This is a genomic window from Streptomyces sp. NPDC021562 (assembly GCF_040640875.1).
Classification (GTDB): Bacteria; Actinomycetota; Actinomycetes; order Streptomycetales; family Streptomycetaceae; genus Streptomyces.
The window spans coordinates 1-16,478 of sequence record NZ_JBFACN010000026.1; the positions used below are offsets into that span (position 1 = coordinate 1).

Consider the following 16,478-nt stretch of genomic DNA (forward strand, 5'->3'; position numbering starts at 1 on the left):
ATCCACGTACTGGACGTACTTGGGTCAGGGCCCGGTGCGGCGAGAGTGCGTGCATGGCGTCGCGCGGCAGGCGGGACTTTCGCAACACGCCCTAGTACGGCCAGATCGGCGGGTCGTTCACGAAGCGGCCGCCCAGGTGGGTGTGGGCCGGGTTCCGCGGGTCGAGTTCGCCGAGTTCGGCGATCAGTTTCCCGGCGAACCGCTCCGAGTCGTCCTGCGGTTCGTAGCCGAGCGCCCGTGCGCTGCTCAGGTCCCACCACAGCCGGGTGTTGGCGGAGGAGCCGTAGACGACGGTGTGGCCGACCTTGTCGGCGGTCAGCGCCGCGTGGAAGAGGCGGGCGCCGTCGGCCGGGCTCATCCACACCGAGAGCATGCGCACGTCGGCCGGCTCCGGGAAGCAGGAGCCGATCCGGACGGAGACGGTCTCCAGGCCGTGCCGGTCCCAGTACAGCTGGGCGAGGTCCTCGCCGAACGACTTGGACAGGCCGTAGAAGGTGTCGGGGCGGCGCGGGGTGTCGACCGGGATCAGTGGCTCGCCCGCGCGCGGGGCCCGGGTGTAGCCGACGGCGTGGTTGGAGGAGGCGAAGACGATCCGCGGTACGCCGGCCTCGCGGGCGGCCTCGTAGAGGTTGTACGTGCCCTCGATGTTCGACCGCAGGATCTTCTCGAAGGGCGCCTCCAGGGAGATCCCGGCGAGGTGCAGGACCGCGTCCACGCCCCGTACCGCCTCGCGCAGCGCGTCCTGGTCGGCGAGGTCGGCGGTGATCGCGTCCGGTTCGCCCTCGACGGGCCGCACGTCCAGCAGGCGCAGGGCGTAGCCGTACTCCGGGAGCAGGGAGCGCATCAGGGTGCCGAGCCCGCCTGCGGCGCCGGTGAGCAGTAGCGTGCGGGGAGTGGGCATCCACGGTCTCCTTGACTCGACTTGACTCGACGCCGGTCGCGTACGTGCATCATATTCACATTCATGGACACGCTAGGGAGCCGGGGCGCGCCCCGTCAAGTCTGCCGTGGCGTGCGGAAATCCGCTCGCGTGTTGGTCGATCGTCTCCTTGACCGGCCCTGAGGGGGACTCGTAACGTGGTCGCATTCATGAATATGGACGTCGATCAGAAACATGCATCGACACCATGCATCGACAGGGAGCGCCCGTGACGCCAGCCCCGCTCGCCGCCCGGCTCCGTGACCCGCGCGGGCCCCTCTTCTTCCCCGTCACGGCCTACGGCCCCGACGGCTCTCTCGCCCTCGACGTCTACCGTGAGCACGTCCGGCAGGGCGTCGAGGCAGGGGCCGCCGCCGTGTTCGCCTGCTGCGGCACCGGGGAGTTCCACGCGCTGCTGCCGGAGGAGTTCGAGGCCTGTGTCGCCGCGGCGGTGACGGCGGCCGACGGGCGGGTGCCGGTGGTCGCGGGCGCCGGCTACGGCACCGCGCTCGCCGTCCGCTACGCCCGGCTCGCCGAGGCCGCGGGCGCGGACGGCCTGCTCGCCATGCCGCCCTACCTGGTGGCCGCCGGCCAGGAGGGCCTGCTGCGGCACTACCGGGAGGTGGCCGCGGCGACCGCCCTCCCCGTGATCGTCTACCAGCGCGACAACGCGGTGTTCACCCCGGCCACGGCCGTCGAACTCGCCCGCACCGCGGGCGTCATCGGCTTCAAGGACGGCCTCGGCGACCTGGATCTGATGCAGCGCGTCGTCAGCGCCGTCCGCACCGAGGTCCCCGGCGACTTCCTCTACTTCAACGGCCTGCCCACCGCCGAGCAGACCCAGCTCGCCTACCGGGCCATCGGCATCGAGCTCTACTCCTCGGCCGTCTTCTGCTTCGTCCCCGAGATCGCCCTCGCCTTCCACGCCGCCCTGCGCGAAGAGGACCGGACGACGGTGGCCCGTCTGCTCGACGGCTTCTACCGCCCGTTCGTCGAACTCCGCGCCCAGGGCCGGGGATACGCCGTCTCCCTCGTCAAGGCCGGGGTACGGCTGCGCGGTCTGGACGTCGGCGAGGTCCGGCCACCACTGCACGAACCGCACGAGGATCATGTGAAGCAGCTCGTCCGGCTGGTCGAGCGCGGCCACGCACTGCTGGAGGGGAACGCGTGACGGTGTCCGAAGCAGGACGGGAGAAGTCGCCGGACGGCGCGGCGCGGCTGCGGACGTCGACGTTCGTCTACCCCTGGGACGTCAACGGCGACCCCGGTGCCCCGCACCGCTTCGCCGCACTCGGCGTGGACCAGGTGACCCTCGCCTCCGCCTACCACTCCACCCGCGCGCTGACCCCGCGCCACCCGCGCCGCCGTATCGTCACCGCCGAGCACGCGGCCGTCTACTACCCGACGGACGACCGCTGGGCGGGCCGCCGGCTCCGCCCGTACCCGGCCGGTGACTGGGCCCCCGGCGACGCCTTCGGGGAGGCGGCCGAGGCCCTGCGCGACGCCGGACTCGACGTCCACACCTGGGTGGTCCTCGCCCACAACTCCCGCCTGGGCGCCGAGCATCCGGACACCTCGGTGGTCAACGCCTACGGCGACCGCTACCCCTGGGCCCCCTGCATCGCCCAGCCCGCCACCCGTGAGTACCTCACCGACCTCGCCGCCGAGGCCGCGGTCCGGCCCGGCGCGGCAGGCACCGAACTGGAGTCCCTCGGCTGGTACGGCCTGCAGCACCTGCACGCCCACGACAAGACCGCCGGGGTCGGCCTCGGGGACGCCGGGCAGTACCTGATGGCGCTGTGCTTCTGCCCGGCGTGCCGGGCCGGGTACGGCGAACAGGGCCTGGAAGCCGACGAGTTGGCCGCAGCCGTCCGGGACGCGCTGGAGCCGCTGTGGCGGGGCGCGGCGGACGACGCCGGCTGGCCGACGGTCGAGAAGCTGCTCGGCGAGCCGGTGGCGGCGGCCACCCGTGCCTGGCGGGACGACAGGGCCCGCACCCTCCAGGAGGCGGCCGTCGCCGCGGTCCGCGCGGCCGCCCCCGAGGGCTTCCAGGTGCTGCTGCACGCCGACCCGGTGACCTACCACTGCGGAGCCAACGCGGGCGTGGACCCCGCGCACGTGCTGTCGGTCGCCGACGGTGTCGTGGTCCCCTGCACGGGCGGTACGGCCCTGCTGGCGCCCTTCGCCGAGCACGCCCGGCCGGGCACGGTCCTCGCCGCCAACTTCACCGTGGTCGCCGGAATGGGCGGCGGCCCCGGCACCCTGGCCGCCGACGCGGCCCGGGCCCGCGACCAGGGCGCGACCGAACTGCGGCTCTATCACGCGGGGTTGGCATCGGACGGCGACCTGGCGGCGGTACGGGAGGCGCTGCGCTGAGCCGGCAGGCAGGCGGTGCCGAGCAGCGCGCCGCCGAGGACCACCAGCAGCGGCCGGTGGTCGACGAGTTCGACGAGGGCGGACCCGGCCGCGAGCCCGAGCACGTTCGGTGTGAACATCACCGTGTCGGCGGTCGCGGTCGCCCGCCCCAGCGCGGCGGCCGGGATCTCGCGCTGTACGGCGGTGTGGGCGGCGATCAGCACACAGGGCAGGCCCAGTCCGCCCGCGAGGCCGCACACCAGCAGCACCGGGTCGTACGGCACCGCCCGCCCGGCCGTCGCCAGCCCGGTCAGCGCGATCCCGGCCGCCGCGAACCACCGCTCGCCGAGCCGTCGTAGCGCGGGCCCGGAGACCAGCCCGACCGCGACCGAGCCCACCCCCTGGGCGGCGTACAGCACCCCGACGTAGGCGGGGGAGTGGCCGAGGGCGTCCACCACCGCGTAGTTCAGGCTGCTGCCGAGCGAGACCAGGCCCATCGTGACCGCGCCCGCGCACACCAGCGGCCGCAGCACCGGGTGTGCCCACAGCGACCGGATCCCCTCGGCGGTCCGTCGGCGCCGGCTCCCGGCGGGGCGCTCGGGACGTTGCTCCCGGACCCGCAACAGGGCGTACAGCCCCGCCGCCAGCACGAAGGTCAGGGCGTCCAGCAGGACGACGCCCGGCCCGCCGTACGCCGTGTACAGGGCGGCGCCGGTCAGCGGGGCGACCAGCTTCATGCCCTCGCGGGCGGTCGTCCGCAGCCCGTTGAAGTCGCCGAGCAGGGCGGGGTCGACGGCGGAGACGACCAGGGCGGAGCCGGCCGCGTCCTCGACGACGCCCGCCGCTCCGTAGAGGAGGAGGACGGCGAACAGCAACGGGACGGAGCCGGGGGAGCGGACCGTGCAGAGGGCCGGCAGGAGGGCGGCGAGCGCGAGGTTCGTGCCGATCACCAGGGGTTTGCGGCGGACGCGGTCGGCGAGGGCGCCGAGGACGGGGCCGAGGAGGGTGGGGGCCCACAGGGCGGCGGTGCACAGGGCGGCGAGGCCGTCGGAGCCGGTGAGGTCCTTGACCCAGACACCGGCCACCAGCCAGAGCGCGGAGGTGCCGAAGCCGGACACCACGACGCCGGTGAGGAAGAGGGCCGCGTCGCGGTCCCGGAGCAGCCGTGACACGGCCCATGAGCTGGGGGTCGTCATGCCTGCTCATCGTGCGTCTAAGGCGCGGCCGCAGGGATCGGGAAGATGCCCTAGGTCGTGGCCCGCGGGCTTCACCCGCACGATCTTTGACAGAAGCATTGACGAAGCAGGGGTGCCCTCCCTACCTTCGTCCGCATCGTACTTCGTACGTCATATATGAGACGCGATACGCGAGATCAGATACGTCAGACCGGGCCGTGACGGCTCGGTACGTGACCCCGAGAGGCGCGCATGACCTCTGTGCCCATGCCGATCCCGTCCCGCACGCAGTACGTGCTGGACGCGATCAAACACCGCATCCTCACCGGGCAGCTGACGCCCGGCCAGGCCCTGGTGGAGACCGAGCTCGCCGCGCAGTTCGGGGTGTCCAAGACGCCGGTGCGGGAGGCGCTCAAGACCCTCGCGGGGACCGGTCTTGTCGTGATGAGCCAGTACAAGGGCGTCACGGTGCGCATGGTGGACGCGGACATGGCGCGCGAGGTCTACGACGTACGGCTGCTCCTCGAACCGGAGGCACTGAGGCGCGCCGTCCGCCGGGGCGCCTCCCTGGACGCCGCCCGCGACGCCCTCAGCCGCGCCGCCGACGCCACCGACACCGCCGAACGCTCCCTCGCCAACCGTGACTTCCACCGCGCCCTCTACCTTCCGTGCGGCAACCCGCTGCTCGGCCGGATGCTGGACGAGGTCCGCGACCAGGCCGCCCTCGTCTCCGCGGTCGCCTGGGCGGCCTCCCCCTCCTGGGAGCAGGAGGCCGGTGAGCACCACGAGATCCTCCGGCTGGCGCTGGCGGGCGACGCCGACGGCGCCGCCCGAGCCCTGCACTCCCACATCGCGTCCTTCGTCGACCGGGCGTTCCCCCGGGCGGCCGACCAGGAAGGCCGGCAATGAGCAGCGTGGCGTTCGAGACCCAACGGGCGGCCCTGGCCGACGTCGTGGCCATCCCGGTGACCCCCTTCGCCGAGGACGGCGGCATCGACCAGGACGCCCACCGGGCCCTGCTGCGCCGGCTCCTCGACGGCGGGATCCGCACCCTCACCCCGAACGGCAACACCGGCGAGTTCTACGCCCTGGCCCCCGAAGAGCGGCGGCTCGTCACCGAGTTGACGCTCGACGAGGCCGGGGACCGGGCCGTGGTCCTGGCCGGTGTCGGCCACGACGTCCCCACCGCCGTCGCCTCCGCCCGGCACGCCCGGGAGCACGGCGCGCAGATGGTGATGGTCCACCAGCCCGTCCACCCCTACGTCTCGCAGGCCGGCTGGGTCGACTACCACCGCGAGATCGCGCGGTCCGTGCCCGGGCTCGGCGTCGTACCGTACGTCCGCAACGCCCAGCTGACCGGCGCCCGGCTCGCCGAACTCGCCGACGCCTGCCCGAACGTGATCGGCGTCAAGTACGCCGTCCCGGACGCCGCGAAGTTCGCCGCCTTCGCCAGGGACGCCGGCCTCGACCGGTTCGTGTGGGTGGCGGGGCTCGCGGAGCCGTACGCCCCCTCCTACTTCTCGGCCGGTGCCACCGGGTTCACCTCCGGTCTCGTGAACGTCGCCCCGGCCGTCTCGCTGAACATGATCGAAGCGCTTCGATCCGGCGACTACCCGGCCGCCATGAAGGTCTGGGAGCAGATCCGCCGCTTCGAGGAACTCCGTGCCGCGGGCGGCTCCGCCAACAACGTCACCGTCGTCAAGGAGGCGCTCGCCTCCCTCGGCCTGTGCCGCCGCGACGTCCGCCCGCCCAGCAGGCACCTGCCCGAGGAAGAACGCGCCGAGGTCGCCGCGATCGCCGCCGGATGGTCCGCATGAAGAAGCCCGAGGAACTCAGAAGCCACCAGTGGTACGGCACCGAAGGCCTCCGCTCCTTCAGCCACCGTGCCCGCACCCGCCAGCTCGGCTACCTCCCCGAGGAGCACCTCGGCAAGCCGGTCATCGCGATCCTCAACACCTGGTCGGACATCAATCCCTGTCATGTGCACCTCCGTGACCGGGCGGGGGCCGTCAAGCGGGGCGTGTGGCAGGCCGGCGGCTTCCCGCTGGAGTTCCCGGTCGCCACCCTCTCCGAGACCTTCCAGAAGCCCACCCCGATGCTCTACCGCAACCTCCTGGCCATGGAGACCGAGGAGCTGCTGCGGTCGTACCCGGTGGACGGCGCCGTCCTCATGGGCGGCTGCGACAAGTCCACCCCGGCCCTCCTCATGGGCGCCGCCTCCGTCGACCTGCCCACCGTCTTCGTGCCCGCCGGGCCCATGCTCCCCGGCCACTGGCGCGGCGAGGTCCTCGGCTCCGGCACCGACATGTGGAAGTACTGGGACGACAAGCGCGCCGGCCTGATCGGCGACTGCGAGATGGCCGAGCTGGAGAGCGGACTGGCCCGTTCCCCCGGTCACTGCATGACGATGGGCACGGCCTCCACGCTCACCGCGGCCGCCGAGGCGCTCGGGGTGACCGTGCCGGGGGCGTCCAGCATCCCGGCCGTCGACTCCGGGCACGACCGGATGGCCGCCCGTGCGGGGATGCGGATCGTCGGACTCGTCCACGAGGACCGCAGGCTCTCCCGGCTCCTGACTCCGGAGGCCTTCGAGGACGCCGTCACCACCGTGCTCGGCCTCGGCGGCTCCACCAACGCCGTCATCCACCTCATCGCCATGGCCGGCCGGGCCGGGGTCCGGCTCACCCTCGACGACTTCGACCGCATCGCCCGTACGGTGCCCGTCCTCGCCAACGTACGGCCCGGCGGACGGACGTACCTGATGGAGGACTTCCACTTCGCGGGCGGCCTGCCCGGCTTCCTGTCCCGCATCCCCGACCTGCTCCACCTCGACCGGCCGACGGTGTCGTACGACACCTACCGCGAGCAGCTCGCCGGCGCCCGGGTGCACGACGACGACGTCATCCGGCCCCGGGACAACCCGGTGGCCACCGAGGGCGGGGTCGCGGTGCTGCGCGGCAACCTCTGCCCGGACGGCGCGGTCATCAAGCACATCGCCGCCGAACCGCACCTGCTCAAGCACACCGGGCCGGCCGTGGTCTTCGACGACTACCGGACCATGCAGCGCACCATCAACGACCCGCAGCTCGGCATCACCGCCGACAGCGTGCTCGTCCTGCGCAACGCGGGGCCCAGGGGCGGTCCCGGCATGCCCGAGTACGGCATGCTGCCCATCCCCGACCACCTCCTCAGGCAGGGCGTGCGGGACATGGTCCGGATCTCCGACGCCCGGATGAGCGGCACCAGTTACGGCGCCTGCGTGCTGCACGTCGCGCCCGAGTCGTACGTCGGCGGCCCCCTCGCGCTCGTACGCAGCGGGGACTCCATCACCCTCGACGTCGAGGCGCGCACCCTGCACCTCCACGTGGACGACGCGGAGCTGGCCGGGCGCCGGGCCGCGTGGACGCCGCCGCCGGTGCGCTACGGGCGCGGTTACGGGGCGCTCTACGACCAGCAGATCACCCAGGCCGACACCGGCTGCGACTTCGAGTTCCTGGCCCGGCCGGGAGAAGTCCCGGACCCGTACGCGGGCTAGCCGCCCCTCACGCCGACGACCGCCGAAGCACCGTCGAAGCGCTTCACGCAGCGCCGTCCAGCAAGCGCTTCCTGCACCCGCTGTCACCCATGCGAACGGAGAACAGTCGTGGCCCAAGCCGCAGCCGTGGCGAACCCGCCCGCGCCACCCCGGCGGCGCCGTGCCTCCGCGACGCCGCGCAGGCTCCCGTACCTGCTGATCGCCCCGGCGGCCCTGCTGATGCTGGGCTTCATCGCCTACCCGGTGCTCAGCGTCTTCTACTACAGCCTCCAGAACTACAACCCGACCAAGCCCTGGCGGAACGGCTTCGCGGGCTTCGGCAACTTCGCGCAGGCCTTCGCCCACGACCCGCAGTTCTGGGACACGCTGACCTTCAGCGCCCAGTGGGTCGTGGTGGAGGTCGGGCTGCAACTGCTGTTCGGACTGGCGCTGGCACTGATCGTCAACCAGACCTTCGTGGGCCGGGCGCTGGGCCGGGCACTGGTCTTCTCGCCGTGGGCCGTCTCCGGCGTCCTGACCTCCGCCATCTGGGTGCTGCTCTACAACTCCCAGACCGGCATCACGCGTTACCTCGCCGACGCGGGCATCGGGTCGTACGGCACCAGCTGGCTCTCGGACACCTCGACCGTCTTCCCGGCGGCCGTGGTCGCCGACCTCTGGCGCGGCGTCCCCTTCTTCGCGATCCTCATCCTCGCCGACCTCCAGTCCGTGTCGAAGGACCTGTACGAGGCCGCCGAGGTCGACGGGGCGAGCCGGCTCAAGCAGTTCCGGCACATCACGCTGCCGCACCTCAAGGACGCCATCGTCCTGTCCACGCTGCTGCGCGCGGTGTGGGAGTTCAACAACGTCGACCTGCTCTACACCCTGACGGGCGGCGGCCCGGCGGGCGAGACGACGACCCTTCCGCTGTACATCGCCAACACCAGCGTCGACGCCCACAACTTCGGCTACGCCTCGGCGCTGACCACGGTGGCGTTCGTGATCCTGCTCTTCTGCTCGGTCGTCTACCTGCGGCTCAGCAAGTTCGGAGGCGAGACGAAGTGATCACCGAGATCGCACCGGCCGCACAGCCCGTGGCGACCGAACCCGCCCGCCCCGGGAAGCGGCGCCGCGCCTGGGACGAGGTCCCGCGCTGGCAGATCTACCTCCCCCTCGGGATCTACCTCCTGTTCACCCTGGTCCCGTTCTACTGGATCCTGCTCTTCGCCGTCCGCCCCGCCGGATCCACCTCACTGGTCCCCTGGCCGGTCACCTTCGACCACTTCCAGAAGGTGTGGACCGAGCGCAGCTTCGGCACGTACTTCACCAACAGCGTCTACGTCGGCGTCGCGACCCTGGTGCTGACCACGGTCGTGGCGCTGGCCGGCGGCTACGCGCTGGCCCGCTTCGACTTCCGGCTCAAGCGCGGCTTCATGCTCGCCCTGCTCTGTTCCCAGTTCGTGCCCGGCGCGCTGCTCCTGGTGCCGCTCTTCCAGATCTTCGCCAACCTGCGGATGATCAACTCGCTCGGCAGTGTCGTCATCGCGGAGACCGTCTTCCAGCTGCCGCTGTCGATGATCCTGATCAGCGGCTTCATCAGGAACGTGCCGTCCTCCCTGGAGGAGGCCGCCTGGGTCGACGGCTGCAACCGGCTCACCGCCTTCCGCATCGTCGTCCTGCCGCTGCTGCGGCCGGGGCTGGTCGCGGTCGGCTCGTTCGCCTTCGTGCACGCCTGGAACCACTTCCTGTTCGCCCTGATGTTCCTCTCGGACCAGAGCAAGCAGACCATCCCGGTCGGCCTGAACACCCTGATGAGCGCGGACAGCGTGGACCTGGGGGCGCTGGCGGCGGGCGGGATCATCGCGGCCGTACCGGTCGTGATCGTGTTCGCCTTCATCCAGAAGTGGCTGATCACCGGCTTCAGCGCCGGGGCGGTGAAGGGATGAGACGCCTTTCGGACCGCTCGGGACAAACGCTTACCCTGCTCGCAAAGATCGACAACGCAGGGAGGACCCCATGACCGTCGACATCGTCCTGGCGGGCGCGCGCGGCCACGGCCGCTGGCACCTGGAGAACATCCGCCGGCTCCAGGAGAAGGGGGTCGTCCGGCTCGTGGGCATCTGCGAGCTGACCCCGCTGGGCGCCGACGAGCTGCCGGAGGGACTCGGGCAGCCGGTGCAGTCCGGTGACTTCGGCGCGCTGCTGGACGAGACCGGCGCCCGCGTCGCCGTGCTCTGCACCCCCATCCCCACCCACACCGACCTGGCCCTGACCGCGGCCGAGCGGGGCGTGCACGTGCTCCTGGAGAAGCCGCCGGCACCGTCGTACGCCGAGTTCCGGCGGATGGCCGACGGCGTCGCCAAGGCGGGCGTGGCCTGCCAGATCGGCTTCCAGTCGCTGGGCTCGGGCGCCGTGCCCGCGATCCGCCGGCTGATCGAGGAAGGTGCGATCGGCACGGTGACGGGGGTGGGCGGGGCGGGTGCCTGGGCCCGCGCCGAGTCCTACTACCGGCGCGCGGCCTGGTCCGGCAAGCGGCGGCTGAACGGCGTGGACGTGGTCGACGGGGTCCTCACCAACCCCCTCGCGCACGCCGTCGCCACCGGACTCGCGCTGCTCGGCACCACCCGCGCCGAGGACGTCACCGGCATCGAGACCGAACTGCTGCGCGCCAACGACATCGAGTCCGACGACACCTCGTGCGTGCGGATCTCCACCCCGCGCGGCCCGGTCACCGTCGCCGCCACGCTCTGCGCCGAGGAACCCGGGGACCCGTACGTCCTGGTGCACGGCGACCGCGGCCGGATCACCTTCTGGTACAAGCTGGACCGGGTGCTCGTCCAGCGGGCCGGCCACGGTCCGGAGGAGATCGAGTACGGCACCACGGACCTGCTGGAGAACCTCGTCGACCACCTCACCACGGGCGCCGATCTGCTGGTGGAGCCGGACGCGACGGGCGCCTTCATGAAGGTCGTGGAGGCGATCCGGCTGGCCGACGACCCGGCCGCGCTGCCCGCCGGCGCCTGGCGCCGTCTCCCCGACGAGGACCGCCGGGTGGTGACCGGCATCGACCGGCTGGTCGCGGCCAGCGCCGAGACCCTCGCCCTCTACTCCGAGCTGAGCGCCCCCTGGGCCCCGCCGAAAGAGGTGAGCACATGACGGACGCCGCCCTGCTGCTGAAGGCCGCCGGCCGCCGGGCCGGCCAATACGTCAGCCACCCCGGGCTCCCGGCCCCGCTCTCCCCGCGCCAGGCGGTGACCCGGTGACGACGACCCACCGCCCCCCGGTCCTCGGCGCCGCCGGCTTCGGCCGCGCCCCCGGACTCCCGCTGCTGCACTCCCGCGACCTGGTCGGCTCGACCCTGGTCGGCCGCGCCCTCGAACGCCTGGAACCCGCCGCGCGGTTCACCTCCCCACGTCGTGGCGCGGACGGCGTGCTGCGGCTGGTGCACCGGTTCGCCGACGCCGTCGCCGAGCGGAACGCCGGGGCGGGCTTCGTGCCCTCGGGGCCCGTGTTCGCGGCCACCCCGTGGCGCTGGGCCGGCACCCTGCTCGGACTCTTCGCCGCCGCCCCCGAAGGCCCGGGCCACGCGGGGGCGGCCACCTTCTCGCAGTTCCGGATCAGCGCCCAGTAACCGTCGTCCTTGGTGGGAGCCGCAATGACGCATCTCCTTAGCAAGCGCTTGCCGAACCGGGGCACCGCCCCCACCGGCGTGTATCTCCACTGGATCCCGAAGAAGAGACCCGAGGAAGAGAGCCGACCGATGAACAGCAGCATCCGCAGAAGCAGGCGTGCCGCCGTGGCCGTCGCCCTGGGCTCCGTGCTCGCGCTGACCGCCACCGCCTGCGGCGACGACGGCAGCGGCAGCGCGGGGGACAAGGGCGACGAGGGCTCCGGCAAGGGCACGATCACGTTCTGGGACAACAACGGCGGGGTCCGCACCGACGTCTGGAAGCAGATCATCGCCGACTTCGAGAAGCAGAACCCCGGCATCAAGGTCACGTACGTCGGCATTCCCGCCGCGAGCGCCCAGTCCAAGTACGACACCGCCATCCAGGGCGGCGGCCTGCCCGACGTCGGCGGGGTCGGCACCGCGATGCTCGCCGAGGTCGCGGTGCAGGGCGCGCTGGAGCCGCTGGACAGCCGGTTGGCGAAGAGCTCGCTCAACGGCATGCTGAATCAGAAGCTGCTGGACAACAGCCGGGCCGCGGGCGGCGGCGACCGGCTGTACCAGATCCCGACCTCGTCCAACAACGGTGTGCTGTGGTACCGGACCGACCTGTTCCAGAAGGCGGGCCTGGACGCCCCGACGACGTGGACGAAGTTCTACCAGGCCGCCGACAAGCTCACCGACAAGGCCAAGAACGCGTTCGGGTTCACGATCCGGGGCGGTGAGGGGTCGATCGCGCCGGCGCTCGACGCCGCGTACGGCCAGAGCGGGATCACCTCGTTCTGGAACGGCGACAGGACCACGGTCAACGACCCGAAGAACGTGGCAGCGCTGGAGAAGTACGTCGCGCTGTACAAGAAGGACACGCCGTCCGCCGACGTCAACAACGACTTCACCAAGATGGTCGCGCAGTGGGACAGCGGCACGATCGGGATGCTGAGCCACAACCTCGGGTCGTACCAGGATCATCTGAAGGCACTGGGCGCGGACAGGTTCCGGGGGCTGCCGAACCCGACCCGGGACGACGGTACGCGGGTGCAGATCTCCAACCCGGTCGACGGGCTGAGTGTCTTCAAGTCCAGCAAGAACAAGGCGGCCGCCTGGAAGTTCGTCGAGTTCGCCCTGTCGCACGAGGAGAACTCGAAGTTCAACGAGTCGGCGGGGCAGATCCCGGCCAACACGCAGGCGGCGTCCGACGCGTGGGTCCAGAAGGCCGAGCCCACCAAGCTGGCGGCCGAGGCGCTCAACGGCGCCCGCACGAAGATCGTGCAGCTGCCTTACTACCTGCCGGACTGGAACACCATCTCCAAGGCCGACAACGAGCCGAACTTCCAGAAGGTGCTGCTCGGGAAGATGACGGCGAAGGAGTTCCTGGACACGCTGGCCGATCAGCTGAACAAGGCCCAGGCGGACTGGAAGGCCCATCACTGAGAGCGGTTGCGGGGAGCTGCGGGTCCGCTGTGGCCGGTCGCGCAGTTCCCCGCGCCCCTGAGGTCAGAAAGGTGCACGGTCTTGTCACTCACCCGTAGACAGGTCACCTCGGCCGCGCTTGCCGCAGTCCCCCTCGTGGGTCGTACCTCCCAGAGGGTTCGAACCCTCTATGTCGCCGGTGATTCCACCGCCGCCCGGAAGCAGGCCGATGAGGCTCCCGAGACCGGCTGGGGGACGGCGCTCCCCTTCTTCCTCCGGAACGACGTCACCGTCTCCAACCAGGCTGTGAACGGGCGGAGTTCGAAGAGCTTCGTCGACGAGGGGCGGCTCGACGCCATCCTCGCCACGCTCCGGCCGCACGATCTGCTGCTCGTCCAGTTCGCGCACAACGACGAGAAGAGCGCCGATCCCACCCGGTACACCGAGCCGTGGACGACGTACCAGGAGTACCTGCTGACGTACGTCGCGGGAGCACGGGCGCGCGGCGCCCGGCCGGTGCTCGCCACCCCGGTCGAGCGCAGGAGGTTCGACGCCGACGGCAACGCCGTACCGACCCACGGCGACTATCCGGCGGCGATGCGTGCGCTGGCCGCGCGGGAGCACGTGGCGCTGCTCGACATCGAGGCGCTGTCGCTGGCCCTGTGGCAGTCGCTGGGCGTCGAGGCGACCAAGACGTACTTCAACTGGACCGGCACCGAGCAGGACAACACGCACTTCAACCCGCCGGGGGCCATCGCGGTGGCCCGGCTCGTGGCGCGGGAACTGCTGCGCACCCGGGTGCTCGCCCGGCACGACGTCGTCCGGCTGCACGAGGACATCCCGACTTCCTGGATCACCTGGCCACCCGCATAGCCGAGGAGAACCGCACAGTGCGTACACATATATGTCATGGACGCGTCATAGGTATGCTGGCCGGCTGCACGGCTCTCGTGCTGGCCGCGACCGGGACCGCCCAGGCCGCCGCCCCGCACCGGACCGCGCTCGACCGGCAGGTGCTGGCCGCGCACGACGGCTGGGGCTCGACCACGACCGGAACCACCGGCGGATCCGCCGCCGACGCCGCGCACGTCTACACCGTCACCACCTGGGACCAGTTCAAGGCCGCCCTCGCCGACGGCGGCAGCGCACCGAAGATCGTCAGAGTGGTGGGCACGATCGACGCCGACGGGCCGAGCTGCGACTCGTTCGCCGTGCCCGGCTACGACTTCGGCGCCTACCTGGCGAAGTACTCACCCGAGGCGTGGGGCCGCTCCACCAACCTGGACAACGAGCCCGACGACAGCCCCGAGGGGCTGCGGCGCGCCTCGCAGGCCCGGCAGGACGCCTACGTCAAGGCCTACGTCCCGGCCAACACCACCATCGTCGGCGTCGGCAAGGACGCCGGCTTCAAGGGCGCCAGCCTGCAGATCAAGGCCGTCGACAACGTGATCGTCCGCAACCTGGGCTTCGAGAGCCCCCTCGACTGCTTCCCGCAGTGGGACCCGACCGACACCGCCGACGGCAACTGGAACTCCGAGTACGACAGCGCGGTGATCTACGGGTCGACCCATGTCTGGATGGACCACGACACCTTCACCGACGGCGACCACCCGGACAGCACCCTGCCTTCCTATTTCGGGCGGATCTACGAACAGCACGACGGCGAGCTGGACATCGTCAAGGGCGCCGACTACGTCACCGCCTCCTGGAACGTCTTCGAGGACCACGACAAGACGATCCTGATCGGCAACAGCGACAGCGCCGCCACCGCCGCCGTGGACCGGGGCCACCTCAGGGCCACCTTCCACCACAACCTGTTCTCCAACCTGGTGGAGCGGGCCCCCCGGGTGCGGTTCGGGCAGGTCGACTCCTACGACAACCACTTCGTCGCGAAGGACGGCTACGGCTACAGCTACGGCATCGGCATGGAGTCCCAGCTCGTCGCCGAGCACAACGCGTTCACCCTGCCGGACGGCGTCGGCGCCGGCACGATCCTGAAGAAGTGGAAGGAGGCACCGCTCACCGCCGACGACAACTACGTCAACGGCGAGCTGACGGACCTCATCGCCGTCCACAACGCCCAGGTCCCCGGCGAGATCCTGCAGTCCGGGGCCGGCTGGACCCCCACCCTGCGCACGGGGATCGACCCCGCGTGGGCCGTGCCGCGCCTCGTCGACTGCGGCGCGGGCGCCGGCCGGCTGCGCTGACCCGGCCGCCAGGGGGCCGGGGCACCAGCGCCCCGGCCCCCTCCGGCCCCTCCCTCCGCGAAGGACGTACCGCCACCCCCCAAGTCCCTCTCCGTCCGCAAGGAGCACCCGCATGTCCTCGCCCCTCCTCCCCCTGTCCAGACGGGGTTTCCTGCTCGCGAGCGCCGGGGCGGGCTCCGCGCTCGGCCTGGCCGCCCTGCCCGCGCACGCCGCCGGCCGCCCCTTCGGGCGGTACGGGTCGCCCGAGCGCCGCCGCACCCCGGGGACCCTGTACGTCGACCCGCACGGGCGCGGCGACTTCACCACCGTCCAGGCCGCCGTGACCGCCGCCACCGGCAGCGGCCGGACGCTGGTCGTCGCCCCCGGCGTCTACCGGGAGACGGTGATCCTCGACACCGCCCGCACCGAGGCCACCTGGATCGGTGCCGCCGAGGACCCCCGTGCCGTGGTGATCGTCTTCGACCGCGCCAACGGCACCCCCAAGCCCGGCGGCGGCACCTACGGCACGTCCGGTTCCGCCACCACGACCGTGCAGGCCGACGGGTTCACCGCCCGCTGGATCACCTTCGCCAACGACTGGCTGCGCGCCGACCACCCGGACATCACCGGCACCCAGGCGGTCGCCCTCAAGGTGCAGGGCGACCGGAGCGCGTTCACCGACTGCCGGTTCCTCGGCCACCAGGACACCCTGTACGCCGACTCGACGGCGCTCGGCACCTTCGCCCGCCAGTACTTCGCGCGCTGCTACGTCGAGGGCGACGTCGACTTCGTCTTCGGGCGGGCGACCGCGGTGTACGAGCAGTGCCACTTCCGCACCCTGGACCGCACCGACCTGGCCGCCCCGCCGTACGGCTTCGTCTTCGCGCCCTCCACGGCGGTCGCCAACCCGCGCGGCTACCTGGTGACCAGGAGCCGGGTGAGCAGTGCGGCGCCGGACGCCTGCTACAAGCTGGCCCGCCCGTGGGTGCCGGGTTCCGACACCACCGCCCGTCCGATGCTCACCGTCCGCGAGACCTGGCTCGGCCCCGGCATCGACGCGGCGGCTCCCTACACCGACATGTCGGACACCCATCCATGGCAGAACCAGCGGTTCGCCGAGTACCGCAACACCGGGCCGGGCTCCGTGATCTCCGTCCCCGGGAACCGGCCCCAGCTCACCGCCGCCGAAGCCGGGGCGGCGACGCGCGAGACGTACCTCGGTGACTGGGAGCCCTGGAAGGAGGACTGCTGA

The 16,478-nt window shown here is 71.9% G+C and carries 14 protein-coding genes and 1 pseudogene; 13 read left to right on the forward strand and 2 right to left on the reverse strand.

Annotated features, from left to right (window positions below):
• Window positions 1-91: 91 nt before the first annotated feature.
• On the reverse strand, window positions 92-901 hold the full coding sequence (locus AB0G52_RS31975) for an NAD(P)-dependent oxidoreductase (RefSeq protein ID WP_132886072.1): 810 nt from the start codon (window positions 899-901) through the stop codon (window positions 92-94).
• Window positions 902-1,148: 247 nt separating this feature from the next.
• Between AB0G52_RS31975 and AB0G52_RS31980 the strand changes: the two genes are divergently transcribed.
• Together AB0G52_RS31980 and AB0G52_RS31985 are read left to right on the forward strand one after the other, a co-directional pair.
• Window positions 1,149-2,090, forward strand: coding sequence for a 5-dehydro-4-deoxyglucarate dehydratase (locus tag AB0G52_RS31980; protein ID WP_361341126.1), 942 nt, complete (start codon window positions 1,149-1,151; stop codon window positions 2,088-2,090).
• A gap of 47 nt (window positions 2,091-2,137) precedes the next feature.
• Entirely contained in the window at window positions 2,138-3,295 is a 1,158-nt protein-coding gene (locus AB0G52_RS31985; protein ID WP_361341287.1) for a hypothetical protein, read from the forward strand.
• On the opposite strand, the gene AB0G52_RS31990 is transcribed toward AB0G52_RS31985, so the two are convergent.
• Entirely contained in the window at window positions 3,238-4,470 is a 1,233-nt protein-coding gene (locus AB0G52_RS31990; RefSeq protein WP_361341129.1) for an MFS transporter, read from the reverse strand. The two genes, AB0G52_RS31985 and AB0G52_RS31990, sit on opposite strands and share 58 nt — an antisense overlap.
• A 231-nt stretch (window positions 4,471-4,701) precedes the next feature.
• Here AB0G52_RS31990 and AB0G52_RS31995 point away from each other — a divergent pair, with 231 nt between their 5' ends.
• The 11 genes and pseudogenes from AB0G52_RS31995 to AB0G52_RS32045 all read left to right on the forward strand — a co-directional run bounded on the left by AB0G52_RS31995 (window position 4,702) and on the right by AB0G52_RS32045 (window position 16,478).
• Window positions 4,702-5,358, forward strand: coding sequence for a GntR family transcriptional regulator (locus AB0G52_RS31995; protein ID WP_132886069.1), 657 nt, complete (start codon window positions 4,702-4,704; stop codon window positions 5,356-5,358).
• Window positions 5,355-6,266 (forward strand): dihydrodipicolinate synthase family protein, encoded by a 912-nt coding sequence (locus AB0G52_RS32000; protein ID WP_132886068.1) that lies wholly within the window; start codon window positions 5,355-5,357, stop codon window positions 6,264-6,266. The genes AB0G52_RS31995 and AB0G52_RS32000 overlap by 4 nt, the downstream gene beginning before the upstream one ends.
• Window positions 6,254-7,984, forward strand: a complete 1,731-nt coding sequence (gene araD / locus AB0G52_RS32005) for an L-arabinonate dehydratase (RefSeq protein ID WP_132886067.1) — start codon at window positions 6,254-6,256, stop codon at window positions 7,982-7,984. The genes AB0G52_RS32000 and araD overlap by 13 nt, the downstream gene beginning before the upstream one ends.
• 108 nt (window positions 7,985-8,092) lie before the next feature.
• Window positions 8,093-9,028 carry a sugar ABC transporter permease gene (locus tag AB0G52_RS32010; RefSeq protein ID WP_361341134.1) on the forward strand — a complete coding sequence of 312 codons (936 nt, stop codon included), beginning with the start codon at window positions 8,093-8,095 and terminating at the stop codon, window positions 9,026-9,028.
• Complete coding sequence (locus AB0G52_RS32015) at window positions 9,025-9,909, forward strand: carbohydrate ABC transporter permease (RefSeq protein WP_132886065.1); 885 nt, start codon at window positions 9,025-9,027, stop codon at window positions 9,907-9,909. Before AB0G52_RS32010 ends, AB0G52_RS32015 begins: the two co-directional genes overlap by 4 nt.
• Window positions 9,910-9,979: 70 nt before the next feature.
• Window positions 9,980-11,119 carry a Gfo/Idh/MocA family oxidoreductase gene (locus tag AB0G52_RS32020; protein ID WP_361341137.1) on the forward strand — a complete coding sequence of 380 codons (1,140 nt, stop codon included), beginning with the start codon at window positions 9,980-9,982 and terminating at the stop codon, window positions 11,117-11,119.
• A gap of 256 nt (window positions 11,120-11,375) precedes the next feature.
• Window positions 11,376-11,594 (forward strand): annotated as a pseudogene (locus tag AB0G52_RS32025) (glycoside hydrolase); the annotation flags it as partial.
• A gap of 129 nt (window positions 11,595-11,723) precedes the next feature.
• Entirely contained in the window at window positions 11,724-13,061 is a 1,338-nt protein-coding gene (locus AB0G52_RS32030) for a sugar ABC transporter substrate-binding protein (RefSeq protein ID WP_132886063.1), read from the forward strand.
• Window positions 13,062-13,142: 81 nt separating this feature from the next.
• A complete protein-coding gene (locus AB0G52_RS32035; protein WP_361341141.1) occupies window positions 13,143-13,913 on the forward strand; it encodes a rhamnogalacturonan acetylesterase in 771 nt (256 codons plus the stop codon).
• Window positions 13,914-13,966: 53 nt separating this feature from the next.
• The gene (locus AB0G52_RS32040; RefSeq protein WP_361341144.1) at window positions 13,967-15,247 is read left to right on the forward strand and encodes a polysaccharide lyase family 1 protein; all 1,281 of its coding nucleotides are present in this window, start codon (window positions 13,967-13,969) and stop codon (window positions 15,245-15,247) included.
• Between the two features lie 112 nt (window positions 15,248-15,359).
• The gene (locus AB0G52_RS32045) at window positions 15,360-16,478 is read left to right on the forward strand and encodes a pectinesterase family protein (protein ID WP_361341147.1); all 1,119 of its coding nucleotides are present in this window, start codon (window positions 15,360-15,362) and stop codon (window positions 16,476-16,478) included.